This is a genomic window from Streptomyces sp. NPDC002640 (assembly GCF_053592575.1).
Genome location: NZ_JBSFVZ010000001.1, coordinates 1 through 25,761, shown reverse-complemented (window position 1 = coordinate 25,761; position 25,761 = coordinate 1). Strand labels below are relative to the sequence as shown.

Here is a 25,761-nt window from a genome sequence, read left to right as displayed (position 1 = left end):
AAGACCCCCTCCGGAAACCGAAGGGGGTCTTTCTGCTGGTGGCTGGGCCCGGGGTCGAACCGGGGACCTTCCGCTTTTCAGGCGGACGCTCGTACCAGCTGAGCTACCCAGCCACGAGGTTTCACGTGAAACCTCAGCGGTCCTGACGGGATTTGAACCCGCGGCCTCCACCTTGACAGGGTGGCGAGCACTCCAAACTGCTCCACAGGACCAAGCGTTGTGCGCGTCTTGCGTTAACAGTGTCGCACACGATCTTGCGTGCCCCCAACGGGATTCGAACCCGTGCTACCGCCTTGAAAGGGCGGCGTCCTAGGCCGCTAGACGATGAGGGCTATACGGCCCGCCTGGGCGCTTCTCAGCGCGTCGGGGACGTGAGAAGCATAGGTGATGCCGAGGGGTATCGCCAAAACGTTTACGACCCGCCCTCCGACCGACGTGGCGAGGGCTGCGCGGACGGCACGCCGCCGGGGCTTCCGGAGGGCGAACCCGACGGCGAACCCGACGGCGAACCGGACGGCGAACCGGACGGCGATCCGGTCGGCGATCCGGACGGCGAGGGAGAGCCGCCGCCCGGCTGGTTCTCCTCCACCAGGTGGCGGCTGACCTCGGCCGTGGTGAGGCCGAGGCCGCCCAGCCGTATCTCGTCCCAGGCCTGCAGCCGGCGGCTGTCCCGGTCCAGGTAGAGGACGGACGCCTCGATGGGATCGGGCTCCTCGCCCTCCAGCGCCCGCAGGCCGCCGCCTCCGGTCGAACCCTCGATCCGCAGCCGGGTGCCCAGCTTCAGCAGCTTGGTCTTCTGCTGGTGGATGTGGCCGGAGAGCACCAGCGGCACCACCCCGTCCACCTTCCGGGCGGCCTGCGGGTCGTGGACCACGGCGACGTCCACCGGCTCGCCCGCCCGCCGGTGGTCGCGGATCTCCGCGGCGAGCTGCACCCCGGCCCGCTCCGCCGCGGCCTTGCCGCCCTGCGGCTTGCTGCGGTCCGGCGTGAACTGCGGGTCGCCGATGCCCGCGAACCGCAGCCCGGCGACGTCCACGGCCCGGCCCTCGTCCAGGACGTGCACGTCCTCCAGGCCGGAGAGGTAGGCCTGGGTGTCGCGGGAGTCGTGGTTGCCGCGGACCCATATGTAGGGGGCGCCCAGGTCCGGGATGGGGTCCAGGAAGCGGTTCTCGGCCTTGGTGCCGTGGTCCATGGTGTCGCCGGAGTCCACGATCACGTCGATCTCGTACTGCTCGACCAGCGAGGAGATGATCTCCCAGCTCGCCGGGTTCAGGTGGATGTCGGAGACGTGCAGGACCCGGATGGTGGTGGGGTCGGGCTGGTAGGCCGGCAGGGTGCTGGTGGCGTCGTAGAGCTTGGTGACGTTGGTGACCAGGCGGGCCAGCTCCTGCTGGTAGACGTCGAAGTCGGAGACGATGCTGCGCGCGTTGCCGACGACCGAGGGGGCCGAGGAGAGCAGGCCGGAGAAGCGGGGCTCCAGTACCGAGTTGGGGTTCCAGGTGGCCCAGGCGGTGCCTCCGGAGACGCCCAGCAGGGCCAGTGCCAGGCCGCCGGTGGCCAAGGCGCGGCGCGGACGCCGGTAGACGATCAGCCCCAGCGCCGTGGCGCCGACGACCACCGCCACGCCGGACCGGAGGGCCAGGGTGAGGATGCCGCTGCCGACGTCCTCGGTGATGGCTTCCTGGAGGCCGGAGATGCGCTCGGGGTGGTCGACCAGGTCGCGGGAGCGCTCGGGGTCCAGCTGGTCGACGTCGACCTGGAGCCGGAAGGGAGCGGTGTGGCTGTCCAGGGTGAGCGCGCCCAGCGGCGGGATCCGGATCTCGGTCCTGCCGTCGAGCGACGGCTGCAGGGCCATGGTGGTGTTCACCGGGCCGACGGGGGCACGGACCGCGCCGACGGTCAGCAGGCCGAGCCAGGCGCCGGCGAGGACCACCGCGACCAGCCCCGCGGCCCTGGCCACGGGGTGCGCGCGACGGCCGAGCTCGGGCCGGGCGCCGGTGGCGGACCTCCGTTCCAGCAGGGCGCGTATCCGGCGCGGCACGTCGGGGAGTCGGACGCTGATGCGGGCCATTGGGTCCGTATGCCCAGGTCCCCGAGCGGATACGCGGTGCGCGGGAAGTGGTGCGGCGGGCTTCGGACGGGTGTGTGACGGGGCGTTGTGGCACAGAATGGCGGTGTGCTGGAGATGACGCGCGAGGAGTTCGAGGAAACGGTGGCGGAGGCCCTCGACCGGATCCCGCCGGAGCTGACGCGGTTGATGGACAACGTCGCCGTGTTCGTCGAGGACGAGCCGCCCGCCGACGATCCCGACCTGCTCGGGCTCTACGAGGGGACACCGCTGACCGAGCGGGGGGAGTGGTACGCGGGGGTGCTGCCGGACCGGATCACCATCTACCGCAACCCGACCCTGCGGATCTGCGACACCAGGGAGGACGTGGTCGCGGAGACCGAGGTGACGGTCGTTCACGAGATCGCCCACCACTTCGGCATCGACGACGAGCGGCTCCACGACCTCGGCTACGGGTGACCGGTCCGGACGGATCGCGGGGGCGCACGGGCGTGTCCTCTTGCGCCCGGCGGCAGTTGGGCAGGGTGACTCTCCCCCGCCCTCGGAGGTGGCTTCCGTGCGCCGTGTGTACGTACCCGTTCGTCTCGCCGCCGCGGTCGCCGCCGTCTCCGTCGTGGTGACCGGTTGTGTGGACCTGCCGGGGGAGGATTCCGGACGGTCCCGGCCGGCACGGACCTCCGGGACCGCCGGCGAGGAGAGCAGCGCCGGCGGAGCGGGGACAACCGGAGGCTCCGGCTTCGACCCCCGGGTCACCAACGAGGGAGCGCGGCCCGAACCGGGCGACGACCGGTCCCCCGGCCGGTCCGGGAAGCCGCGGCGGCCGGGGGACCGGAAGGACGACGAGCACCCCGGGGAGAGCGAGGAACCCGGCGCCACCGACCCCGGCGGGGTCGACGAGCCGGAGGAGCCGGGTCCGGCCGAGCCGGGCGAACCCGCCCCGGAGCCGCCCAGCCAGGAGCCCACCGTGGCACCCCCGCAGCCGTCCCCGCCGCCGCCCTCGCCGGACCCGTCGCAGGTCCAGCCCTCCTCCGCGCTGCCCCCGTCGCCGGCCACGGCGCCCGAGGCGCCCGCGACCGGAGTGGCCGTGTAGCGGCCCAGGGATGTGGCGTGCGTCGCTTCCCTCCTTCTCGTTTGCGCCGGGGGGCACGAGGTGCGTATGGTGGGAGATCGTTTGATCCCATTTGCCCGGCGCAGCGACGAAGAGCGCGCCGTGTGGCGCGTTCTCTCCCTTGCCGTGGCTGACCGCATCGAGGCGGTTTCTCGCGAAACACGGAGTTGACGGGCGCGTGCCGACGAGACTCCGGAAGGTTTCGCTTACGCATGTCCATTTCCAGTACTGATCAGTTCGTCGTCTCCGAGAACGAGACGGCCGCCGAGCTCGGCGAGAACGTCGACGACAACCTCGCCGAGAACCTCGACCAGGACACCGCCGAGGCCGCCGAGGCCGCGCAGGGGCAGGCCGTCGAGGAGACCGGCCCGTCCTTCGCCGACCTGGGTCTGCCCGAGGGCGTCGTGCGCAAGCTGGCGCAGAACGGCGTCACCCGGCCCTTCCCGATCCAGGCCGCGACCATCCCGGACGCCCTGGCCGGCAAGGACATCCTCGGCCGTGGCCGCACCGGCTCCGGCAAGACCCTCTCCTTCGGTCTGCCGACCCTGGCCCGCCTGGCCGGCGGCCGCACGGAGAAGAAGCGCCCCCGCGCCGTCATCCTCACGCCGACCCGTGAGCTGGCCATGCAGGTGGCCGACGCCCTGCAGCCCTACGGCGACGTGCTCGGCCTCAAGATGAAGGTCGTCTGCGGCGGCACCTCGATGGGCAACCAGATCTACGCCCTCGAGCGCGGCGTCGACATCCTCGTCGCCACCCCGGGCCGGCTGCGCGACATCATCGGCCGCGGCGCCTGCTCGCTGGGCGACGTCGAGGTCGCGGTCCTCGACGAGGCCGACCAGATGTCCGACCTGGGCTTCATGCCCGAGGTCACCGAGCTGCTCGACCAGATCCCGGCCGGCGGCCAGCGGATGCTCTTCTCCGCCACCATGGAGAACGAGATCAAGACCCTGGTCGACCGCTACCTGGAGAACCCGGTCAGCCACGAGGTCGACGCCGCCCAGGGCGCCGTCACCACGATGTCGCACCACATCCTGATCGTGAAGCCGAAGGACAAGGCTCCGGTCACCGCGGCCATCGCCTCCCGCAAGGGCCGCACGATCATCTTCGTCCGCACCCAGCTGGGCGCCGACCGCATCGCCGAGCAGCTGCGCGACGCCGGTGTGAAGGCGGACGCCCTGCACGGCGGCATGACCCAGGGCGCGCGCACCCGCACCCTCGCCGACTTCAAGGACGGGTACGTCAACGTCCTGGTCGCCACCGACGTCGCCGCCCGCGGCATCCACGTCGACGGCATCGACCTGGTCCTCAACGTGGACCCGGCCGGCGACCACAAGGACTACCTGCACCGCGCGGGCCGCACCGCCCGGGCCGGCCGCACCGGCACCGTGGTCTCGCTGTCGCTGCCGCACCAGCGTCGCCAGATCTTCCGCCTGATGGAGGACGCGGGCATCGACGCCGGGCGTCACATCATCCAGAGCGGCACGGCCTTCGAGCCCGAGGTCGCCGAGATCACCGGCGCCCGGTCGATGACCGAACTGCAGGCGGAGTCGGCGGCCGGTGCCGCCGTCCAGGCCGAGCGCGAGGTCGCCCAGCTCACCAAGGAGCTGGAGCGCCTGCAGCGCCGCGCCGCCGAGCTGCGCGACGAGGCCGACCGCCTCACCGCCCGCGCCGCCCGTGAGCGGGGCGACGACCCGGAGGCCGCGCTGGCCGAGGCCGCCGTCGTCCGTGAGGCCGCGGAGGCCGCCGAGGCCGCCGCCGTCTCCGTGCCGGAGCAGCCCACGGCCCAGCACGTCGACCGCACCGAGCGCGAGGAGCGGCCGCAGCGCCGCGAGGAGCGCGGCGAGCGTCGCGACGACCGCGGTGACCGTGGCGACCGTGGCGGGTTCCGCGGCAACGACCGGGGTGACCGTCCGTTCAACCGTGACGACCGTGGTGGCCGTTCCTTCGAGCGTCGCGACGACCGTGGTGACCGTGGTGACCGTGGTGGCTTCCGTGGCAACGACCGGGGTGACCGTCCGTTCAACCGTGACGACCGTGGCGGCCGTTCCTTCGAGCGTCGCGACGACCGCGGCGACCGTGGCGGCTTCCGCCGGGACGACCGGGGTGACCGTGGTGGCCGTTCCTTCGAGCGCCGGGATGACCGCGGCGACCGTGGCGGCTTCCGCCGGGACGACCGGGGTGACCGTGGCGGGTTCCGTGGCAACGACCGGGGTGACCGTCCGTTCAACCGTGACGACCGTGGCGGCCGTTCCTTCGAGCGTCGCGACGACCGCGGTGACCGCGGTGGCTTCCGTGGCAACGACCGGGGTGACCGTCCGTTCAACCGTGACGACCGTGGCGGCCGTCCCGTCGAGCGCCGTGACGACCGCGGTGGCTTCCGCGGCAACGACCGTCCGTTCAACCGCGACCGCCGCGACGACCGCCCGGGCTTCCGCTCCGGTGGCGCCTCGGACCGTCCCTTCGGCCGCCGCGACGACCGTCGTGACGACCACCGCGGTGGCTCCTTCGGCCGCCGGGACGACAAGCCGCGCTGGAAGCGCAACGGCTGACGCGCCCGCGCACACCGCCTGTGAGGGCCCGCACGACCCCGGTCGTGCGGGCCCTCCGCGCTTCCCGCGCGCCGTCGGCCGCGGATACCCGCTCGGACCGGAGGCGCCCTCCCGCTATGCTCGGGGGAGCAACATCACCCTGGGCCCTTAGCTCAATTGGCAGAGCAGTGGACTTTTAATCCATTGGTTGTGGGTTCGAGTCCCACAGGGCCTACTCCTGACGCGGCGCATGCGCCCGGCCGAACCCGGCCGGACCATGCGCCGCCGTGCGTCCCGGAGCCGCCCCATGCCGCACCCCTACGTCCTGCTCTCCGCCGCCGTCTCGCTCGACGGCCACCTCGACGACGCCGGGCCGGAACGGCTCCTGCTGTCCGGCCCCGAGGACTTCGACCGGGTGGACGAGGTCCGGGCGGCGAGCGACGCCATCCTGATCGGCGCCGGCACCCTGCGGGCCGACGACCCCCGGCTGGTGATCCGCTCGCCGGAGCGCCGTGCCGCGCGCGTCGCCGCCGGGCGGCCGGAGTTTCCGCTGAAGGTCCTGGTGACCGGATCGGGTGAACTCGACCCCACGGCCCACTTCTGGCGGACCGGTGGCCGCAAGGCCGTCTACACCACCGGGAGGGGCGCACCGCGGGCGCAGGAGGCGCTGCGTGGCCGGATCGACGACGCGGACGGAGCGGACGGCGCGGACGTGGTGGACCTGGTGGATGTGGTGCCGGTGGGGCCGGAACTCGACTGGCGGGCCGTCCTGGAGCACCTCCACGCCGCGTACGGGGTGCGGCGGCTGATGGTGGAGGGCGGCGGCAGCGTCCACACCCAGCTGCTGCGGCAGGGCCTCGCCGACGAGCTCCAGCTCGCCGTCGCCCCGCTGCTGGTCGGGGACCCCGCCGCGCCCCGGCTGTTCGGGCCCGGCGCCTACCCGCCCGGCCGGCTGCGGCTGGAGGAGACCCGGCCGGTGGGTGACATGGTGCTGGCCCGCTACCGGCCCGTGGCCCCGGGCGCCGGCCCGCTCGCCTCGGCCGCCGACCGCCACTGGCTCGCCGTCGCCTGCGACCTGGCCGAGGAGTGCCCGCCGTCCACGACCGCGTTCAGCGTCGGGGCCGTGGTGGTGGCCGAGGACGGGACCGAGCTGGCCCGGGGCCACTCCCGGGAGGGCGGCGACCCGGTGGTGCACGCGGAGGAGGCCGCGCTGGCCAAGATCGACCCCGCCGACCCGCGGCTTCCCGCGGCCACCGTCTACAGCAGCCTGGAGCCCTGTGCCCGCCGGGCCTCCCGCCCGGCGCCGTGCGCCCGGCTGATCCTGGACGCCGGGGTGCGCCGCGTGGTCACCGCCTGGCGCGAGCCCGACACCTTCGTCCCCGGTGCGGACGGCAGCGGGGTGCTGGCCGCGGGCGGGGCCGAGGTGGTGCTGCTGACCGCTTACCCCGAGCTCGCGGAGCGCGCGAAGGCGCCCAACCGGCACCTGCTCGGCGGGTCGGCGTGAACCGATTCGCTTTTCCCCGCAGGTATGTCGTACAGTAAAGACACAACGACGCGGGGTGGAGCAGCTCGGTAGCTCGCTGGGCTCATAACCCAGAGGTCGCAGGTTCAAATCCTGTCCCCGCTACTGAAGGCTCAGGGCCGGAATCCTTTCAGGATTCCGGCCCTGAGTGTTTGCGTCTGCACGTCCGCACGTCTGCCCGTCCGCTGGGCGCCGCTTCAGCCGGGCGGAGGCCCAGCGGTCGCCGGTTCCGGCCGGGAGCGGAACCATGGAGGGCATGCTGCGGCGAGGCGGACCGGTGGACCCGGCGGTCGAACCCCCCGCCGTCGGACGCCACCGGCGGTGGGTGCACCACGCGCGGATGTTCCTGCGCGTGCTGCCGTTCCTCACGCTGCTGTTCGGCCTGGCCTACGACCGGGTCACCCCGCCGGACGTGACCCCGGTGCCGTTCTTCGCCGCCGCGCCGCTGATCGCCGCCCCCCTCTACACGCTGCGCGCCACCCTGGTGATCGGGCTGCTGTCGGTGGTCTGCACGGTGACGGTGCTGCTGTTGCGCGACGCGCTCTCGGCGGCCCAGTTCGCCACCGAGCTGCTCACCGTCGTCATCGTGTCCGCCCTGGCCGGCGTGGTGAACACCGTCGTCCGCCGGGGGGACGTACGGCTCGCCTCCGCCCGGGAGATGGCCGAGACCGCGCAGCGGGCGGTGATGCCGCAGCCGCAGACGCGGTTCGGCGCGCTGCACGTCGCCTCCCGGTACGAGGCCGCCCAGCAGGAGGCGAACCTCGGCGGGGATCTCTACGCCGTGCAGGACACCCCCTACGGCGTGCGGCTGATGCTGGGCGACGTGCGGGGCAAGGGGATGACCGCCGTCGCGGCCGTGGCGGTGGTGGTCGGCGTCTTCCGCGAGGTGGCGGAGCGGGCCCCCACCATCGAGGAGTGCGGCCACCGGATGGACCAGGCGGTGATGCGGGAGCGGGAGCGCCGGGGGGTGGAGCTGGAGAAGGCCGAGGGCTTCGTCACGGCGGTCTTCGCCCAGTTCACCCGCGACGGCCGGACGGTGCAGGTGGTCAACCACGGCCACCCGCCGCCGCTGCTGCTGGAAGCCGGGACCGAGCCGCGGTACCTCGAGGTGGGGGAGCACGGCGGGCCGCTCGCCCTCGGCGAGCTGGTCGGCCCGGCCCGGTCGGGGTCCCCGGTGGAGGTGCGCCCGGGCAGCATCGTCCTCTTCTACACGGACGGCCTGACCGAGGCCCGGGACGCCGACGGCGTGTTCTACGACCCGGTCGAGCGGCTGAACGGCAGGGTGTTCCGCGAACCGGAGGAGTTGCTGGGCTTCCTGACCGAGGACGTGGCCCTGCACGCGGGGGGCGACGTGGAGGACGACATGGCGCTGCTCGCCGTGCGCTGCGGCTGACCCGGAGGGACGGGGCCGTGGGCGCGCCGGAGCGGGCCGGGACGGGCTGGAACGGGTTACGGGCGGGTCGGGTGGGGCCTGCGGGGTGCGTGGTGATCAAGCCAATCCGGTCGGTGACGTGTGATCGAAGCCATGTCCGTTTCGCCCTGTTCGGTATCCATAGGTTCGGGCCAAAGCGTCGGGTGATGTGAAGGAACGGCTTGGAATTGAGCCACCGCTTCTATTAACGTTCGATAACGCAGCGCGCGGCTGTCCCAGCCGTCACAAGCGACGGCTCCGTGCGCTCTGCCGAATCCCGCAAGGGAACCGGGGAACCATTTTTGGGGTGAATCGGGCGTATCGCTGTATACGCGCGTAGGAGACCTTCCCGCTCCGAACCCGTCAGCTAACCCGGTAGGCGAACGGAAGGAAAGGAGAACGCCCCCGTGGCGTCCAACCGCCCTGCCCCTGATCTGGCTTTCGTGCCGAGCCGGCGTGAAGCTGTCGACGCGTACGGCCCCGCCACCGCCTTCGCCGACCAGGCTTCCCACGAGGAGTGGAACCCCAGCGAGGGATCCGTCCAGAGAGGCCGCCACCGGGTAACCAAGCAGCGCGGTCTCGCGCGGAGTTCGACCGTCCTCGGCGTGGGCGTGATCGCCGCCGTCGGCGCGGGGGGCATGGCCACCGCCGCCCCCGGCAAGGCTCCCGTGCAGATCACCATGCCGAACATGCCGTCGCTCGACCCGGTCACCTCCCTGCTTCCCGGCGGGTCCGAGGGCGAAACCGTGGCCGACGACGCGCCCAGCGTCCTTGGTGAGATGGGCGTCGCCCCCGCCGAGACCGCGTCCTCCGGCGACGCCGGCGAGGCCCTGCGCGCCCGCATCATGGCCCAGGCCGCCCAGCAGCAGGAGGAGGCCGACGCGCAGGCCGAGCAGGAGGCCCAGGAGGCCGCCACCCGGGCCGCCGCCGAGAAGGCCGCCAAGGAGAAGGCCGAGGCCGAGGCCCGCGAGGCCGCCGCCGAGAAGGCCGAGCAGGAGGCCAAGGCCAAGGCCGAGGCCGAGCGTCTCGCCAAGCTGGCCACCCAGTACGTCGCGCCCGCCGCGTCCTACACGGTCACCTCCACCTACATGCAGGCCGGCTCCATGTGGTCGTCCGGCTACCACACCGGTCTCGACCTGGCGGCCCCCACCGGCACCCTGCTGAAGGCCGTCCACTCGGGCACCGTCACCGAGGCCGGCTGGTCCGGCTCGTACGGCTACCGGACCGTCCTCACCCTCGAGGACGGCACCGAGATCTGGTACTGCCACCAGTCCTCGATCAACGTGAGCGTCGGCCAGAAGGTCACCACCGGTGACGTCATCGGCCGCGTGGGCGCGACCGGCAACGTCACCGGCCCGCACCTGCACCTCGAGGTGCACCCCGGTGGCGGGGACGGCGTGGACCCGAGGGCCTGGCTGGCCGACCGGGGCGTCAACCTCTGACCTTCCCCGCCCGCCCGGCGGTGTCACGACGGTGTTCTGACGGAGTGTCGGAGGGCCGGAATGACCCGCCGGGCGGGCGCGTTGTCCACGGACATGACTGAACTGCGCAAGCTGGGCACGTCCGGACTCGAGGTCTTCCCGCTCGCCCTCGGCGGCAACGTCTTCGGCTGGACCGCCGACGAACGGGAGTCCTTCGCCGTCCTCGACGCGTACACCGAGGCCGGCGGCAACTTCGTCGACACCGCCGACTCCTACTCCGCCTGGGCCGACGGCAACGAGGGCGGCGAGTCGGAGACCGTCATCGGCCGGTGGCTGAAGGCCCGGGGCAACCGCTCCGAGGTGGTCGTCGCCACCAAGGTCAGCCAGCACCCGCAGTACCGCGGCCTGTCGGCCGCCACCATCAAGGCGGCTGCGGAGGCCTCGCTGCGGCGACTGGGCACCGACCACATCGACCTCTACTACACGCACTACGACCAGCCCGACACGCCGGTCGAGGAGATCCTGCTCGCCCTCGACCAGCTCGTCCGCGAGGGCAAGGTGCGGGCGATCGCCGCGTCCAACATCAGCGCCGAGCGGCTCCAGGAGTCGCTGGACTTCTCCGAGCGCGAGGGCTACGCCCGCTACGTGGCGCTCCAGCCGCACTACAACCTGGTCTCCCGGGACACCTACGAAGGTCCGCTGCGGGACGTCGCCGAGCGGGCGGGGCTGGCCGCCGTCCCCTACTACGCGCTGGCGTCCGGGTTCCTGACCGGCAAGTACCGCCCCGGGGCCGCGGTGGACAGCCCGCGTGCGGCGGGTGCGGGCAAGCACCTGGAGAGCGAGCGGGGCCGACGGGTGCTGGACGCGCTCGACGCGATCGCCGGGGCGCACGGCGCTGCGGTGGCCACGGTCGCGCTGGCCTGGCTGGCCTCCCGGCCGACGGTGGTGGCGCCGATCGCCTCCGCGCGCACGGCGCAGCAGCTGCCGGACCTCACGGCGGTGGCGAACCTCCGGCTCAGCGAGGCGGAACTGGCGCGCCTGGACGAGGCCTCCGCCTGACCCGGCGCCGCGGTGGCCGCGGCCCGCGCTGTTGCCGGGGCCCGCTCTGTTGCCGCGGCGCCGGCGGTTGTCCCGGCGTCGGCGGTCGCCCCGGCTCCGGCGGTCGCCCCGGCTCCGGCGGTCGCCGCGTCAGACGCGGCGGAACAGCAGGTCGCGGACGACGTGCCCCTTGTCCAGCCCCTGCCCCTCGAACCGGGTGAGCGGGCGGAACTCCGGGCGGGGGGCGAATCCGCCGTCGGGCCGGGTGTTCGCGAAGCGGGGGTGCGCGGTCAGCACCTCGAGCATCTGCTCGGCGTACGGCTCCCAGTCCGTGGCGCAGTGCAGCACGGCGCCCGGGCGCATCCGGGTGGCGGCGAGGTCCAGGAACTCGGGCTGGACCAGCCGCCGCTTGTGGTGCCGCTTCTTGGGCCAGGGGTCCGGGAAGTAGACGCGGAGCCCGGACAGCGCGTCGGGCGTGAGCATCTCGCGGAGCAGGATGATCGCGTCGCCGTTGGCCACGCGGACGTTGGTCAGTCCGCCCTTCTCGGCGAGGCCGAGCAGGTTGCCCTGGCCCGGGGTGTGGACGTCCACCGCGAGGATGTTGGTCGACGGGTCGTCGGCGGCCATCTGGGCGGTCGCCTCGCCCATGCCGAAGCCGATCTCCAGCACGACGGGGTGGCCGTTGCCGAACAGGTCGGTGAGGTCGAGGGTGCGGCGGCCGTCGATGTCCAGGCCCCACAGGGGCCAGAGGCGGTCGATGGCGTCGGCCTGGCCGGTGGTGACACGGCTGCGGCGGGGCTGGAAGCTGCGGATGCGCCGCTCGAAGTGGGAGCCGGCCGGGTCGGGCTGCGGTCCGTCCGGGAACCGGGGGGTTCGCGGGGGGCGACGGTGGGAGTTCAGGTCGTCAGACACAATGCCCCGAGTTTACGGGCCGCCCACCCCCGGCACCCCGCACCACCCTCGCCGACGACACCACCCTCGCCGACGACACCACCCTCACCGACGACCCACCGCGCGGGCCTGCCGCCTCCGCCGTCCCGCGCGGTTCGCCGCGCGAGCCCACCCCGCCGTCGCGCGGGCGCGCCTTGCCCGCGGAGGGCGTGACGTCAGGCCGGGGTGCCGAGGAGGGGGCGGGCCCGTTCGCGTAACTCGACGACCCGCGGCTCGTCCCCGTACGGCTCGAGCCGCGTGAGCAGATCCCGCACGTACTCCGTCGTCCGCGCGGACGAGATCCGCCCGGCGACCTCCACCGCCCGCACCCCCTGCTCGCACGCGGCGTCCAGGTTCCCCGACTCCAGCTCGGCCACCGCCGACACCACCAGCCGCAGCCCGTGCGACCGCACGTACTCCTCCGTCGGCTGGGACAGCGCCTGCTCGGTGAACCGCCGTACCTGCCCCGGCGCCTTGAGGTCCCGGTAGCACTCCGCTGCGTCGGCGCAGAACCGGTCGTAGCCGTAGAAGCCGAGCCAGCTCGGGTCGTTGTCCCCCTCGCGGGACCGCTCCAGCCAGCTCTCGGAGGCCTTCAGCGCCGTCCCCGCCGCCGCCGCGTCGCCCGCCCTGGCGTGGGCCCGCGCCTCGACCAGGCGGAAGAAGCTCATCGTGCGGGCCGTGGCCAGCCCCCGGTTGCGCTCCACGGCCGCCTGGGCCAGGTCGACGCCCTCGTCGCCGAAGCCCCGGTAGGTGGCCTGGAGGGACATGGACGCCAGCACGTACCCGCCCAGCGGCACGTCCGCCGCCGCCCGCGCCAGCCGCAGCGCCTGGATGTAGTAGCGCTGGGCGGCCTCCTGCTGCCCGGTGTCGAAGGCCATCCAGCCGGCCAGCCGGGTCAGCTCCGCGCTGGCGCCGAAGAGGGCCCGCCCCACGTCGTCGGAGTACGAGCCCAGCAGCAGCGGCGCCGCCTCGACCCGCAGGCACTCGGGGACCATGGAGGACCGCCAGTCCCCGCCGCCGTACTTGGAGTCCCACCGCCGCGCGTCCTCCGCCGCCTCCCGCAGCTTGCGGACGTCGCTGTGGCCGACCTTCAGCGGCGCGCCGGAGCCCTCCACGGCCGCGGCCTCGCGCGCCACCGAGGTGTCGGCCGGGGATATGAGCCACCGCGAGGCGGGCGTGGCGTACGCGGACACCGCGAAGGAGCCCGCCAGGGACTGCCAGATGCCGCCCGAGCCCGCCCGGCGGCCGGCCAGGTCGAGACGGTAGAGCTCGGTGGCGGACTTGACGGCCTGCCCCACGTCGCGCGGGAAGGCCAGTCCCACCTCGGGCGTGGGATCTGCGTCCGCCAGCCCGATCTCGTGCAACGGGACCGGCCGGCCCAGCTTCTGGCCGATCGCCGCGGCGATCAGATGGGGCGCCGCGCCCTGCGGCACCATTCCCTTGGAGACCCAGCGCGCCACGGACGTCTTGTCGTAGCGGAGTGTCAGGCCGCGCTGCGCCCCCAGGTCGTTGACCCGCCGTGCCAGCCCCGCGTTGCTGATTCCCGCGAGGGCGAGAACGGCGCCGAGCTTCTCGTTCGGCCCGCGTTGCTCCCTGGACATGGTCACCCCTCGGCAGAGACGGCTGCCGCGGTTGGCATAAACCCGCGGCATTCGTAAACCCAGCGTAGTTCTCCGAATCCCATGCGTTAAGGGGCATAGTTCCCTATGGCGAGATTGCTGCCCGTGCGGGAGTACGGACCGTGTCCACGTGCTCCCGGTGTGTGGCCGTGCGCCCGGCCGTGCGCTCTGCATCGCCGGCCCGGGGAGGGGTTCCATGGGTGGTGCGTGGGTCGGCCCGCTGTACTGGATCCAGCGGGCTGGGGGACACCGCCGCCACATCCCCGCGGGCGGCGGACCGGTCCGGGAGGCGCAGCCCGCCTCCCGGACCGTGCGTCACCCCTCCGTATGTACGGAGAGTGTGCACGGGCCTTTGCAATCCACGCACGAGCGGCGTAATTGGCTGAAAATATGCCCCCTGTGGAGGGGGGTTTCCCGGCCTCCCGCCAGGGATTTGGCGGCGCATCGGGTGGCCCGCGGGGGCGCGTCAGGGGGCGCATTCAAGTCGCCCCGGTCAGGCGCCCTCCGACCGGGTGGCCGGCGTCGTGCGTACGGAGGGCGCGTCGGCATGCCTCCGTGACACTCCCTTCGTGGCAGCATGGTGCACAGGTTCGCTCGTGCACTGGTTGTCCACAGCCTGTGGAGGCGTCGATGCGGTGGTTGGTGGGATGGAGCAGTGCCGCCGCAGGCCAACGGCCGCCCGGCTACGACCTGTTCGGTGATTACGGCGATCCGGGCCTCGACGGCCGGCCCGGCCGGGTCGCCGACGCGTACGAGGACGAGCTCCCCGAGCCGGTGGGCGCGCAGCAGCTGTGGGGCGGCCTCGACCCCCTCTGGGCGGTGGGTGACTGGCGGCCCGACGAGACACGCGTCCTGATCGCCGACGCCCGCACCCGGATCGCCGTGGTGGGCCTCTGCGGAGCCACCGACGACCAGCTGCTCGCCGGGCTCTTCGCCGCCCGCGGCGGGGCGCTGCGCCACCTGACCGCCTGGCCCGGCAGTTACACCGTCGTCGTGCAGGTCGACCGGCGCACCACGGTCTGCGGCGACCTGGCCGGCGCCCGGCCCGTCTTCCACACCCCCTGGCGCGGCGGCACCGCCTACGCCACCGCCGCGCTGCCGCTCGCCGACCTGGTGGGCGCCAACCTCGACTTCGGGCACCTGGCCGCGCTGCTCGCCGCCCCGGAGGTCCCGGCCGCGCTGCAGGACTCCACACCGTACGAAGGGGTACGGCGCATCCCGCCGGGTCACGCGCTGATCCTGCGGGCCGGCGCACGGGAGGTCGCCGGGTACGAGCCGGTCGCCTCGCTCGCCGTGGCCGCGCCCTCCGTCGACCCGCACAGCGCCGTGGACGCGCTGCGCGAGGCGCTGGTGGAGGCGGTCCGCACCCGGCTGGCGGCGCCCCGGCACATGCCGGGCGACGGCATAGACCCCGGGCCGGTGCCCGGCATGGGCCCCGCCGACCGCCGCGCGGACCGGATGCCGGTGCCGGGCATCGGCGCCGACCTGTCCGGCGGCCCCGGCTCCGCGACCCTCGCCCTGCTCGCCGCCGGGCTCCCCGGCCGGCCCGGCACCGTGCTGGGCCACGGCGCGGGCGCCGGCGAGCGGCTGCTCGCGGTCACCTTCAACGACCTCGCGGTCCGCGGCCGCGAGGCCGAACTGGAGCGGGCCGGCACCCTGGCCGCCGACCCGCGGCTGCGGCACGTGGTGGTGGCGGGCGGCGAGGAGGTCCTGCCCTACGCCGACCTCGACGGCCCGCTCACCGACGAACCCGGCCCTTCCCTGGTCACGGCCGGACGGCACCGCGCGCGGTTCGCGGCGGGCAGCGCCGACCACTTCATCGGGCACGGCGCGCGCCAGGTCATGGACGCCCATCCGGCCCGGCTGGCCGACCTGCTGATGGACCGCAAGCGCCGTCACCTCGTCCGGCCGACCATGGCGCTCGCCAAGGCGGACGGCTCCGTCCTGGTCCCGGCCCGGGTCTACGGCGCCGCCCGCAAGCTGGCCCGCACCTCGTACGTCGCCGGCATGAACGATTTGGCGGAACGCCTGCGGCACCGCAGGTTCGACGACGCGGCCACCGTCGGCGGGGCGGTCGAGGCATCCCTGGCCGCCCTGGTGTGGGCCACGCCCGGGCCGGCCGCCCGGTGGCTCACCGGTGAGGCGCTGGCGGACGTCTCCGGGCGTCTCCAGGCGGCGACGCTGCGCGCCGCGGGCGCCGGTCCGGGGCAGCGGCCCGGTGACTTCCGGGCCCGGGCCGCGCTGGCCCGGTACGCGGCGGACGTCCGGGTGCTGGAGCAGGCGTCCGAGATCCGGGCGCAGCGGCTGCACGCGCCGTTCCTCGACAACCAGGTGGTGCGGGCGGGTCGCGCCCTGCCGGAGACGCTGCGGGTGCGGCCCGGGGCGCGGGCGGCGATCCTCCGTACGGTGCTGGAGAGCGCGGGCGTCGGCAAGCTGCCGCCCGGCTGGGGCGCGCCCAGTCACGCCACGGCGGCGGCCGCGGACCGGGCGGGGCTGCGGGTGGCCACCGGCGTCCTCGGGGAGCTGTTCGCCTCGCCGTTCCTGGCGGAGGCGGGGCTGGTCGAGGCGAGGGTGGTGCGGGGCGCGTTGCGGGAGGGCGTGGAGGGCGACCCGTCGGCCCTGGCGGGGCTCGCGGACATCGTCTCCCTGGAGCTCTGGCTCCGCCGTCTCCTCGCCCGTCGCGGTACCTGCTGGACCGGCACGGCCCGCCGCCGCGCCGCCCCCGCGGGCCTCACCCCGGCCCGCCAGCGGGCCCTCGGTCCCGCGACCCGCTGACGCGCGACCCGTCGGCCCCGGCGCACGGCCCACGGCCCCAGGGCGCACGGCCCCGGGGCTTGGCCTTCGGCGCCGGGGCGCACGGCCTACGGGGCTTGGCCTTCGGTGCCGGGGCGCACGGCCTACGGGGCTTGGCCTTCGACGGCGGGGCGTTCAGGCGCAGTGGAAACGGGAGTCGGCCCAGTCGGCCGGGGTGAGGAGACCGGCGTCGCTGGGTTCGACGACGAGGCGGACCGTGCGGCGGCCCGACAGGTCGACGGAGACCGGCACCGCGGGATCGCCGCCCCGCAGCACACCGGACCGCCACAGCCGCACGCCGTCCGCGTACACGGAGAACACCGCGCTGCCCAGGCCCGCCGCCATGTCGTCGATCCCGGCCATCGCCCGGTACGAGGTGCACGACCGGTTGAGGTCGATCACCACCGAGGACAGCCCGTTGACCGTCACGCCGTCCGCGTACGTCACGCCCCCGACGGACAGGGAGCGCCGCTGCCACACCCAGGTGCTCCCGGCGAGCCGCATCTCCGGCCCGGTGCCGTCCCCGGTGATCCCGTAGGGCAACCCGCTCCAGCGGTACTCGGCCGGCACCACCGGGTCCGGCAGCGGCGGCGGTTCCTCGGCGGAGGGCTCCGGCTCGGGTGCGGGTTCCGGCTCGGGCGTCGGCGAGGGCTCCGGCCGCCGCGCGGGGGACTCCGCCGCGGAGGGCTTCGGCGCGGGCTCCGCCTCCACCGGCCTCACCGGCTCGGCGGGCCGCGGGGCCGGGGCCTTCGGCGGCGGGGCGTCCTCGGGAGCCGCGGCCGGCGCGGAGACCGGCGGCGGTCCGGCCACCGGCGGGCGCCCGGGCGCCGGGCCGTCGTCGCCCACCAGCGCCAGGACCAGCACCGCGGCGGCCACCGCCACCACACCCGCCGCGATGCCCGCCTTGGCCGGGGCGCCGAGCCCCTCGCCCACCGCGCCACCCGCACCGCCACCCGAGCCCCCGGCGGCGCCCGCGCCCGCCCCGGCTCCGGCACCTGTACCTGCTCCCGCCCCGGCCCCGGCCCCGGCTTCGGCACCCGCGCCGGCCCCCGCCGCGCCGCCCGCTACCGCGCCTCCCGTGCCGCCCGCCACCGCGGAGCCGCCCCCGCCGAGACCGCCGCCCGCCACCGCTGCCCCGCCGGCCGCCGCACCGGCCCCGGCGCCGCCCGCGACGAACCCGGCCACCTTGGCGTACCCGGACGCGGCGAACCACCCGATGACGGCCACCGGCACGACCGCCGGGATGCCCTGCGCCACGTCCTGGATCTGCCCCGCGGCCGTCCGGCAGCGCGCGCACTCCTCCAGGTGCTTGCGCAGCCCCCGTTCGGCCCGGATGCGCAGCCCGCCGCGGGCGTACGCGCCCAGCCGGTCCGCGTACCGGGCGCACTCGGCGTCGGTGGTGAGCGTGTCGCTGACGTGCGCCTGGAGGTAGGCCTGCTTGAGCCCCTCACGGGCGCGGCTGGCCAGCACCCGTGTGCCGTTGGCATCCAGCCCGAACAGCGTGGCCACCTCGCCGGGGGACTCGTCCTCGACCTCGGTGTGCCAGAGCACCGCCTGCCACCGCTCCGGCAGCGAGCGGAACGCCCGCATCGCCAGCGACCGCTCCGCCTCGTGCATCGCCCGTACGTCGGCGCCGAGTTCCAGGGTGTCGCCGTCCGCCCGGCCGGTCTCCCGCGTCGACTGCTCGACGAACACCGCGAAGTCGTCGACCAGGTGCTCCCGTCGCGACGACCTGATCCACCCGGCCGCCGTGCGGCGGACGGCGGTCAGCAGGTAGGCGCGGACGGCGTGTCGCGGACCCGCGCCGCCGCGCACCGCCTGGAGCACGCCGGCGAAGACCTCGGCGGTGAGGTCGTCGGCGGTGTGCGCGTCCCGGCAGCAGGTGCGCGCGTACCGGCGCACCGCGTCGGCGTGGCGCCGGTAGAGGGCCTCGTACGCGGAGTCGTCCCCGGCCCGCATCCGCACGATCAGTTCCGCGTCGGACCCGGGGGCGACGGACCCGCCCGTCTCCCGGGCGCTGCCCCCGGCCCGCTGGGCCGGCATCGGCCAGGACTCCGGTCCCGGCGCGGCGGCCGCCTCGGCACCGCGCGACACGGCGGAGCCGGGCCCCGCCTGCTCGGGAATCCGCCCCGGACCGCCCGCCTGCCCGGGGCGACTGGCCTGCCCGGGACCGTTACCCGGACCGGGACCCGGGCCGCTGCCAGGACCGGGACCCGGGCCGCTGCCCGGACCAGGCCCGACCCCATCGACAGGACCGGTCCCGCTCCCGTCGCCGGCCCCGACCCCTTGGTCGTTCCGCTCGTTCCCGCCCATATCTCGGCTGGCCCCCGCACGCCGGTCCGTCATCGTCCGGCCAGCGTGTCACGGGGGAACGCGCTGCGGCGCGGACCGGCGGAACGACCACTCTTCCGTGGGGTTTCGCCCCTCCGGAACGGCCCGCTCGCCACCCGGCGATGCATAATCCGGGGCCGCTCCCGGCAGGGCTCACCCTCCGGAAACGGCCCCGGACGACACACCCGTGCGCGCGTCGGGCGTCCGCGTCAGGACGACCGCGACCGCAGTCCCTCCAGCAGGATGTCCAGCAGCCGCGAGGACGCGGCCGCCTGCTGCGCCGGATCCGGCAGGGACGGCGCGGCGGTCGCGATGACCAGCAGCACGTCCGCCACCGACACGTCCGCCCGCAGCTCGCCCGCCGCCCGCGCCCGGTCGACCAGACGGCCGACCACGTCGAGCAGCGTCGCGGCCCCCGCGTCGTCGTCCGGCAGACCCGACTCGCCGGAGTCGGCCGGCACCGACCGCTGCTGCGGCACCCGCGCGTCGTCGGCCACCCCGACCCGCAGCACCTGCGGCGGCAGCAGCCGCCCGGCGCCCGAGGCCACCGAGGTCCGCAGGAACCGGGAGAGCGCCGACCACGGCTCGTCCTCCTGCCCCAGCGCGGCCCGCGCCTGCTCGGTCAGCCGGGCCGTCTCCTCCTCGGCTATCCGCCGCACCAGCACGTCCTTGCTCGGGAAGCGCCGGTAGACCGTGCCGACGCCCACCCGGGCACGCCGGGCGACATCCTCCATCGGCGCCCCGTAACCGAGCTCCCCGAACACCTCGCGGGCGGCCCGCAGCACGTGCTCCAGATTCCGCTGCGCGTCCACGCGCAGCGGCGTCGTACGCATCCCTCGGCCGGCCGCGTGGGCCAGGCCGCCGCCGGTCCCGCCCACCGTCGCGGCGACGGGCGCCGAAGCCGCCCGCGCGACGGAAGCGGAAGGCCAGTGAGATTCCTGCGTCTGCATTGTCCGATCCCCCCGGTTCATGCGTCTCCCCCCGGAGACTCCCCACCTGTGGACGGCCGGGTCACGGGAAGGGGCGGCTGTGTGAAACCCGCCCGACGCGGTTCCGAACCGCGCATCCCCCCACACCCCGACGCAAGACGAACATAGTTGAGCGGACGTCAATTCAGAAGGGCCCCGTTCCGGGTCGGGGGCACCCTCGAACGGAGTACACGGAGCACCGTCCCCCCACACGTCCCCCGGACGGGCCCGCACGTGCCCTCCCACCTGCGCGTTCCGGCCGTACGCCCCGATACGCCCCGGGCGCCCCCGGAATCCGCCGCCGGTCACATCAATCGCCAAGGCTGTGGACAAAGTCCGGACCGGCGTGCGTCATGGGAGGGTGATGGTGAAGGAGCGCACCCGGGTGCTGGTGGTGGGCGGCGGCTGCGTCGGGATGAACACGGCCCTGCGGCTGCAGCGCCGCCTGCGCGCCGAGCTCCGGGCCGGCGCCGTGGAGATCGTCATGATCACGGCCGACCCGTACATGACGTACCAGCCGTTCCTCCCCGAGGCGGCCGCCGGATCGATCTCGCCCCGCCATGTCGTGGTGCCGCTGCGCCGGGTCCTCGACGGCTGCCGGGTGATCGTGGGGGAGGTCACCGGCGTCGAGCACGGGCGCCGCCTCGCCCGCTACACCACGGCCGCCTCCGAGGAACGCGCCGTCCGCAACCCGTCCTCCCCCTGCGGCGAGTCGATCGGCTACGACGAGATCGTCCTCGCGCCCGGCTCGGTCTCCCGCACCCTCCCGGTGCCCGGACTGGCGGACCACGGCATCGGCTTCCGGACCGTCGAGGAGGCCATCGGGCTGCGCAACCACGTCCTGGAGCAGCTCGACATCGCCGCCTCCACCCGCGACCCGGCGGTCCGCGAGGCGGCCCTGACCTTCGTCTTCGTCGGCGCCGGGTACGCCGGCGTGGAGGCGCTCGCCGAACTGGAGGACATGGCCCGGTACGCCGTCCGCCACTACAACACCATCGCCCCCGAGGACCTGCGCTGGGTGCTGGTGGAGGCCTCCGACCGGATCCTCCCCGAGGTCGACGAGCGCCTCGCCCGGTACGCCCTCACCCAGCTGCGCCACCGCAACGTGGACGTCCGGTTGTCCACCCGGTTGCGTTCCTGCACCGACCGGGTCGCGGTGCTCGACGACGGCGCGCGGCTTCCCGCGCGCACCCTCGTGTGGACCACCGGTGTGCGCCCCTCCCCGATGCTCGCCGGGACCGGCCTGCCGCTGGACGACCGCGGGCGGCTGCGGTGCACCGAACACCTCGCCGTCGAGGGGGTCCCGCACGCCTGGGCCGCCGGCGACGCGGCCGCCGTCCCCGACCTCACCGCCACCACGCCGGGAGCGACGGTGGCCCCCAACGCCCAGCACGCGGTCCGGCAGGCCCGGGTGCTCGCCGACAACCTCGTCCGTGCCCTGCGCGGAGAGCCGCAGGAGAGCTACGCGCACGCCCACCTCGGCGCCGTCGCCTCCCTCGGCCTGCGCAAAGGCGTCGCCCAGCTCCGCGGCCGGCGGCTCACCGGACGCGCCGCCTGGCTGCTGCACCGCGCCTACCACCTGGGCCGCCTGCCGACCCTCGACCGCAAGGCGCGGGTGCTCGCCGAGTGGACGCTCGCCGGCCTTTTCGCCCGCGAGATCGTCTCGCTCGGCTCACTGGAGCACCCGCGAGCGGAATTCGAACGGGCTGCCGGTGGGAAGCATCCCGACGACCCCTCCACGGACCCGAACGGGTCCTCCTGAGCGGACGCAGGAACTCCGAAAACGCGCCAGGCGTCCAACGGATGTCGGTGCAAACCGCCCCGGAGTGGTCCGGGGCTGCCACACTGGTCCACCGTCCGCGGCGGCCGCGCCCGACCCGGCAGCAATCCGGAGCAGGCCGGAGACGACAACCCGAGGCAAGGATTCGTGAACTTCACGCGCTGGAGCGCCCGGCTCCCCGGAACGCAGCGCCGCGCCGCAGCGCGGGCGGGTACAGGTCTCTCACCCGACGGCGCCGCCCAGGACCGGAGGGTCGACGGCTCCGTCCCCGCCGCCCGGGCCGAACAGCCCGGCGGACGCCACCACCCCGGCGCCCCGGCCGTCGGCGACCTCGCCGTCCACGAGGTCCTGGACCGCGTTCCCGCCCTGGTCGCCCTGGTGCACGGCGCCGACCACCGGGTCGCCTACGTCAACGCCGCCTACGCCACCGCCTTCGGCGACCGCACCCCGGGCGAACCGGCCCGCGAGGAGCTCCCCGAACTGGCCGAGACGGGCCTGCTCCCGCTTCTCGACCAGGTCCTGCGCAGCGCCCGGCCCCGCACCCTGAAGTCCCGCACGGCCTCCGACGGCCGCTGCTACACCTTCACCTGCACCCCCGTGGCCGTCGAGGGCGAACGCCACGGCGGCGTCCTGATCTTCGCCGCGGACGTCACCGACCACGCCGAGGCGGCCGAACGGCTGCGGGCGAGCGAGCGCCGGCAGCGCGAGACCGCGGTGACCCTCCAGCGCTCCCTGCTCCCGCAGGAACTCGAACAGCCCGACGACCTGCGCATCGCCGCCACCTACCACCCCGGCGGCACCGAGGCCGCGGTCGGCGGCGACTGGTACGACGTGATCACCCTGGGCGGCGGCCGCACGGCCCTGGTCATCGGTGACGTCATGGGCCGCGGGGTGCGCGCCGCCGCCGTGATGGGCCAGCTGCGCACCGCCGTCCGCGCCTACGCCCGGCTCGACCTCCCGCCGCACGAGGTGCTGCAGCTGCTGGACGGCCTGGCCTCCGAGATCGATGCCAACCAGATCGCCACCTGCGTCTACGCGGTGCACGACCCCAACGAGGGCCGCCTGGTCTACGCCTCGGCGGGCCACCTGCCGATCTTGGTCCGGGACGCGAGCGGCGAGGTCGTCCGCACGGAGGAACCCACCGGGCCTCCGCTCGGCGCCGGCGGCTGGGTGCACGGCTCCGCCTCGGTCCCGCTCGCCCCCGGTTCCACGGCCGTCCTCTACACCGACGGCCTGGTCGAGCGGCGCGACAAGGACCTCGACGAGGGCATCACCGCCCTGGAACGCGCGCTGGCCGGCGCGGGCGGCAGCCCCCAGGTGATCTGCGACCGGCTGATGCGCTCCGCGGGGGTCACCGCCGACCACGACGACGACGTGGCCGTGCTGGTGCTCCAGCACCCGGAGCGCGTCGGCGCGGAGGTGGACCTCTTCCGCAACGCCGAGCTGGAGCTCCTCGGCGGCGCCGAGGCGGCCCCGCACGCCCGCGCCTTCACCTCGGGCGTCCTGGCGAGCTGGCGCTTCCCCGCGGACCTGTGCGACCTGGGGGTCCTGGCGGCCAGCGAGCTGGTCGCCAACTCCCTCCAGCACGGCATTCCCCCGATGCGGCTGCGCCTGCGCCGCACCGACCGCCGCCTGATCGTGGAGGTCACCGACGCGGACGACCACCTCCCGCGCCGCCGCCGCGCCGAACCGGGGGACGAGTCGGGGCGGGGCATCGCCATCGTGGCGACCATCAGCTCCAGCTGGGGCTGCCGCCGCACACTGGGCGGCGGCAAGGCGGTCTGGTGCGAGTTCGCCCTCCCGGCCCCGCCGTCGCCCTCCGGACCGGCCAGGTCCTAGGCGTCCGCCCCCACCGGGGAGGCGGGCGGCGCGGCGGGCGCGCTCCGCGCCACGATGCGGGTGCGCGCGGCGTGCGGGTGGTTCTGCTCGGCGGTCAGACGCCGCTCCAGCATCATCGCGAGCCAGGCCATGCCGAGGCAGAAGATCAGCATCAGCACGATGTACGGCCCGTGCAGCGCGGCGCCCATCGGCCCGCCCACGGCCGGGCCGATCGCCAGCGCGAGCTGCTTGACCAGGGCGAACGCGGAGTTGTACTGACCCGCCAGCCCGGTCGGCGCCAGGTCGGCGACCAGCGGCGCCAGCGTCGGCGACAGCATCGCCTCACCGAGTCCGAACAGCGCGTACACCGAGATGAACGAGACCGTCGCGACGGCCTGGCTGACATCGGCCAGACCCGAGAACCCGGCGACCGCCCAGGCGAACGCCCACAGCAGGCCCACGGCCGCGATCACCCGCGAACGACGCCGCCGCTCGACGAACCGCAGCACCAGGAACTGGGCCAGCACGATCATCGCCGTGTTGGCGGCCAGCGCCGTCCCCAGCGTCGACGTCGAGATGCCCGCGGCCTCCACGCCGTAGGCGCTCAGGCCCGACTCGAACTGCCCGTAGCAGGCGAAGAACAGCACGAACCCGAGGACGCACAGCCACAGCATGGCCCGGTTCCGCATCAGCCCGCGCCAGTCGGCCTTGACCGCCGGCACCTGCTCGGGACCGCCGTTCTCGGGCAGCGCCGCCTTCGGCAGCCGGGTCGTCGCCATCAGCACGGTCAGCAGGACGAACATCGCCGCCTGGATGGAGAAGAGCAGGGTGAAGGACCCCGGCCGCGTCGGGTCCACCAGGTGGCCGCCGATCAGACCACCGACGCCCAGACCGAGGTTCTGCAGGAAGAACTGCGTGGCGAACGCGCGGGTGCGGGAGGCGGTGGAGGAGCAGTCGACGACCAGTGTGGCGAGCGCCGGCTGCATCACGGCCTGACCGGCGCCGAGCAGCGCCGCCGACAGGAGCACCGTGGTCGTACCGGCCGCGAGCCCCAGCGCCAGTGAGCCGCCCGCGGCCGCCAGCAGCGAAACGATCAGCACGGGGAGCGCGCCGCGCGACACGATGGCCCGCCCGGCGAACGGGAGCACGATGAGGGCGGCCACCGCGAACACCGCGAGGACCAGCCCCGCGGTCACGGAGCCGAGCCCCCGCACCTGTGCCACATAGACGTACAGATACGGAACGGTGAATCCCAGACCGAACGCGCTGAGTGCGCTGCCCACCTGGATCCGCCGCATCGCCTTGCTCACTGTCACCTGCCTCGCTACGAGTCGTTAGCTCTGAACACTTCGAACCTAAAGTTCGAAGCTAAAGACTACACACTCAAGGTCTTCAGGTGCGAAGCCTGTGCATGCGATACTCCACACATGGCCGACAAGTCCTCCGACACGAACGCACCGGCGCTCGGCGAGCCGACGCTCGAGGAGCAGATCGCGGCCTACCAGCGCGAGTTCCAGGACCTCGACCCCCAGGTGGAGAAGGTCGTCTCCGCGCTCTCCCGGCTCAACCGCCGCATGAACGTCGCCTACAGCCGCCAGACCGCGGACCTCGGCATCAGCAACGCGGACTGGGAGGTCCTCAAGGCCCTGGTCCTCTCGGGCGCCCCGTACCGGATGGGCCCGGGCGACCTGGCCAAGCGACTCGGCCTGACGCCGGCCGCGATGACCCACCGGATCGACCGCATGACCGCCGAGGGCCTGGTGACCCGGGAGCGCGACGAGTCCAACCGCGTCCGGGTCATCGTCGAGCTGACGCCGGTGGGCCGCGAGAAGTGGCTCGACGCCATGCGCCTGGCGAGCGTCTTCGAGGAGGACCTCCTCCAGGACCTCAACTCGGACGAGCGGCACACCCTCGGCGAACTCCTGACCCGCCTGCTGATCCGCGTCGAGCACGCGCAGCCGGACGCCGGCGGCCGCCTCACCGACCTGGACTGAGCGCGCGGCCGGCTGCGTGAAGCGGCCTCGCTCGTTCGCCTCTCCAGCGATGCTTGACACGGCCCTCTGCGGTCCGTAAGGTTCTTCGAGTTGCCGCCGAGCCGTCACGGTTCCCCGGCAGCCGTCCGCCGCTCTCAGCGGCACTCACACCACAGCAAGATCACTCCCTGCGGGATTATTTTCGGCGCGCCCGGAATTCAATTCCGTGGGCTCGCGGTCTCTCCGTCGGCTCCGAATAGGACCCGATTGGGAACCACGGGAAAGATCCGCTAAGGTTTGAGACGTCGGAAGGGCCCAACAGCCCGGAAGACAACTCCCGCTGACTGGGAATCAGACACCGAAAGGGTCTGATAGAGTCGGAACCGCCGGAAAGGAAAAGCGCCGCGAAAGTGGTGCTGGAACTGGAAAGCACCGAGGAAATCGGAACGGAAA

The 25,761-nt window shown here is 74.2% G+C and carries 17 protein-coding genes, 5 tRNA genes and 1 riboswitch; of the genes, 13 read left to right on the top strand and 9 right to left on the bottom strand.

The genetic code is table 11. The annotated features are described in order from the left end of the window. Window positions 1-36: 36 nt before the first annotated feature. The 4 genes from ACWD3O_RS00110 to ACWD3O_RS00095 all read right to left on the bottom strand — a co-directional run bounded on the left by ACWD3O_RS00110 (window position 37) and on the right by ACWD3O_RS00095 (window position 2,071). Window positions 37-113 (bottom strand) — tRNA-Phe (locus ACWD3O_RS00110). Between the two features lie 24 nt (window positions 114-137). Further along, window positions 138-212: transfer RNA gene (locus tag ACWD3O_RS00105), tRNA-Asp, on the bottom strand. A 47-nt stretch (window positions 213-259) separates the two neighbouring features. Continuing rightward, window positions 260-332, bottom strand: a tRNA-Glu gene (locus ACWD3O_RS00100). A gap of 80 nt (window positions 333-412) precedes the next feature. Continuing rightward, window positions 413-2,071 (bottom strand): metallophosphoesterase family protein, encoded by a 1,659-nt coding sequence (locus ACWD3O_RS00095; protein WP_451414364.1) that lies wholly within the window; start codon window positions 2,069-2,071, stop codon window positions 413-415. Window positions 2,072-2,176: 105 nt separating this feature from the next. Between ACWD3O_RS00095 and ACWD3O_RS00090 the strand changes: the two genes are divergently transcribed. The 9 genes from ACWD3O_RS00090 to ACWD3O_RS00050 all read left to right on the top strand — a co-directional run bounded on the left by ACWD3O_RS00090 (window position 2,177) and on the right by ACWD3O_RS00050 (window position 11,117). Then, window positions 2,177-2,527 carry a metallopeptidase family protein gene (locus ACWD3O_RS00090; RefSeq protein ID WP_451412996.1) on the top strand — a complete coding sequence of 117 codons (351 nt, stop codon included), beginning with the start codon at window positions 2,177-2,179 and terminating at the stop codon, window positions 2,525-2,527. A gap of 106 nt (window positions 2,528-2,633) precedes the next feature. Beyond that, on the top strand, window positions 2,634-3,158 hold the full coding sequence (locus ACWD3O_RS00085; protein ID WP_451412995.1) for a hypothetical protein: 525 nt from the start codon (window positions 2,634-2,636) through the stop codon (window positions 3,156-3,158). A gap of 230 nt (window positions 3,159-3,388) precedes the next feature. Further along, complete coding sequence (locus tag ACWD3O_RS00080) at window positions 3,389-5,725, top strand: DEAD/DEAH box helicase (protein ID WP_451414363.1); 2,337 nt, start codon at window positions 3,389-3,391, stop codon at window positions 5,723-5,725. A gap of 141 nt (window positions 5,726-5,866) precedes the next feature. Further along, a tRNA-Lys gene (locus ACWD3O_RS00075) sits at window positions 5,867-5,939 on the top strand. Window positions 5,940-6,011: 72 nt separating this feature from the next. Then, a complete protein-coding gene (locus ACWD3O_RS00070) occupies window positions 6,012-7,208 on the top strand; it encodes a dihydrofolate reductase family protein (RefSeq protein ID WP_451414362.1) in 1,197 nt (398 codons plus the stop codon). A 49-nt stretch (window positions 7,209-7,257) separates the two neighbouring features. After that, window positions 7,258-7,331, top strand: a tRNA-Met gene (locus ACWD3O_RS00065). Between the two features lie 151 nt (window positions 7,332-7,482). After that, the gene (locus ACWD3O_RS00060) at window positions 7,483-8,619 is read left to right on the top strand and encodes a PP2C family protein-serine/threonine phosphatase (protein ID WP_451414361.1); all 1,137 of its coding nucleotides are present in this window, start codon (window positions 7,483-7,485) and stop codon (window positions 8,617-8,619) included. Window positions 8,620-8,895: 276 nt separating this feature from the next. Beyond that, window positions 8,896-9,034: riboswitch (cyclic di-AMP (ydaO/yuaA leader) on the top strand. Between the two features lie 10 nt (window positions 9,035-9,044). Beyond that, window positions 9,045-10,079 (top strand): M23 family metallopeptidase, encoded by a 1,035-nt coding sequence (locus ACWD3O_RS00055; protein WP_451414360.1) that lies wholly within the window; start codon window positions 9,045-9,047, stop codon window positions 10,077-10,079. 93 nt (window positions 10,080-10,172) lie between these two features. Continuing rightward, entirely contained in the window at window positions 10,173-11,117 is a 945-nt protein-coding gene (locus ACWD3O_RS00050) for an aldo/keto reductase (RefSeq protein WP_451414359.1), read from the top strand. Between the two features lie 129 nt (window positions 11,118-11,246). On the opposite strand, the gene trmB is transcribed toward ACWD3O_RS00050, so the two are convergent. Both trmB and ACWD3O_RS00040 read right to left on the bottom strand, forming a co-directional pair. Next, window positions 11,247-12,008: a tRNA (guanosine(46)-N7)-methyltransferase TrmB gene (gene trmB / locus ACWD3O_RS00045; protein WP_451414358.1), complete on the bottom strand. Its 762-nt coding sequence runs from the start codon at window positions 12,006-12,008 to the stop codon at window positions 11,247-11,249. Window positions 12,009-12,202: 194 nt separating this feature from the next. Beyond that, a complete protein-coding gene (locus tag ACWD3O_RS00040) occupies window positions 12,203-13,627 on the bottom strand; it encodes an MFS transporter (protein ID WP_451412988.1) in 1,425 nt (474 codons plus the stop codon). 648 nt (window positions 13,628-14,275) lie between these two features. Here ACWD3O_RS00040 and ACWD3O_RS00035 point away from each other — a divergent pair. Beyond that, window positions 14,276-16,420 carry an asparagine synthase-related protein gene (locus ACWD3O_RS00035; RefSeq protein ID WP_451414357.1) on the top strand — a complete coding sequence of 715 codons (2,145 nt, stop codon included), beginning with the start codon at window positions 14,276-14,278 and terminating at the stop codon, window positions 16,418-16,420. A gap of 153 nt (window positions 16,421-16,573) precedes the next feature. Here ACWD3O_RS00035 and ACWD3O_RS00030 read toward each other — a convergent pair whose 3' ends face one another. Together ACWD3O_RS00030 and ACWD3O_RS00025 are read right to left on the bottom strand one after the other, a co-directional pair. Continuing rightward, a complete protein-coding gene (locus ACWD3O_RS00030) occupies window positions 16,574-18,751 on the bottom strand; it encodes a sigma-70 family RNA polymerase sigma factor (RefSeq protein WP_451414632.1) in 2,178 nt (725 codons plus the stop codon). A 227-nt stretch (window positions 18,752-18,978) separates the two neighbouring features. Next, window positions 18,979-19,719, bottom strand: coding sequence for a TetR/AcrR family transcriptional regulator (locus ACWD3O_RS00025; protein ID WP_451412986.1), 741 nt, complete (start codon window positions 19,717-19,719; stop codon window positions 18,979-18,981). A gap of 382 nt (window positions 19,720-20,101) precedes the next feature. Here ACWD3O_RS00025 and ACWD3O_RS00020 point away from each other — a divergent pair, with 382 nt between their 5' ends. Together ACWD3O_RS00020 and ACWD3O_RS00015 are read left to right on the top strand one after the other, a co-directional pair. Next, window positions 20,102-21,499: an NAD(P)/FAD-dependent oxidoreductase gene (locus tag ACWD3O_RS00020; protein WP_451414356.1), complete on the top strand. Its 1,398-nt coding sequence runs from the start codon at window positions 20,102-20,104 to the stop codon at window positions 21,497-21,499. 165 nt (window positions 21,500-21,664) lie between these two features. Next, window positions 21,665-23,356 (top strand): ATP-binding SpoIIE family protein phosphatase, encoded by a 1,692-nt coding sequence (locus tag ACWD3O_RS00015; protein ID WP_451414355.1) that lies wholly within the window; start codon window positions 21,665-21,667, stop codon window positions 23,354-23,356. Here ACWD3O_RS00015 and ACWD3O_RS00010 read toward each other — a convergent pair. Then, complete coding sequence (locus tag ACWD3O_RS00010) at window positions 23,353-24,645, bottom strand: MFS transporter (RefSeq protein WP_451414354.1); 1,293 nt, start codon at window positions 24,643-24,645, stop codon at window positions 23,353-23,355. The two genes, ACWD3O_RS00015 and ACWD3O_RS00010, sit on opposite strands and share 4 nt — an antisense overlap. A gap of 117 nt (window positions 24,646-24,762) precedes the next feature. Here ACWD3O_RS00010 and ACWD3O_RS00005 point away from each other — a divergent pair, with 117 nt between their 5' ends. Beyond that, entirely contained in the window at window positions 24,763-25,329 is a 567-nt protein-coding gene (locus ACWD3O_RS00005; protein WP_451414353.1) for a MarR family winged helix-turn-helix transcriptional regulator, read from the top strand. The last annotated feature ends 432 nt before the right edge of the window (window positions 25,330-25,761 follow it).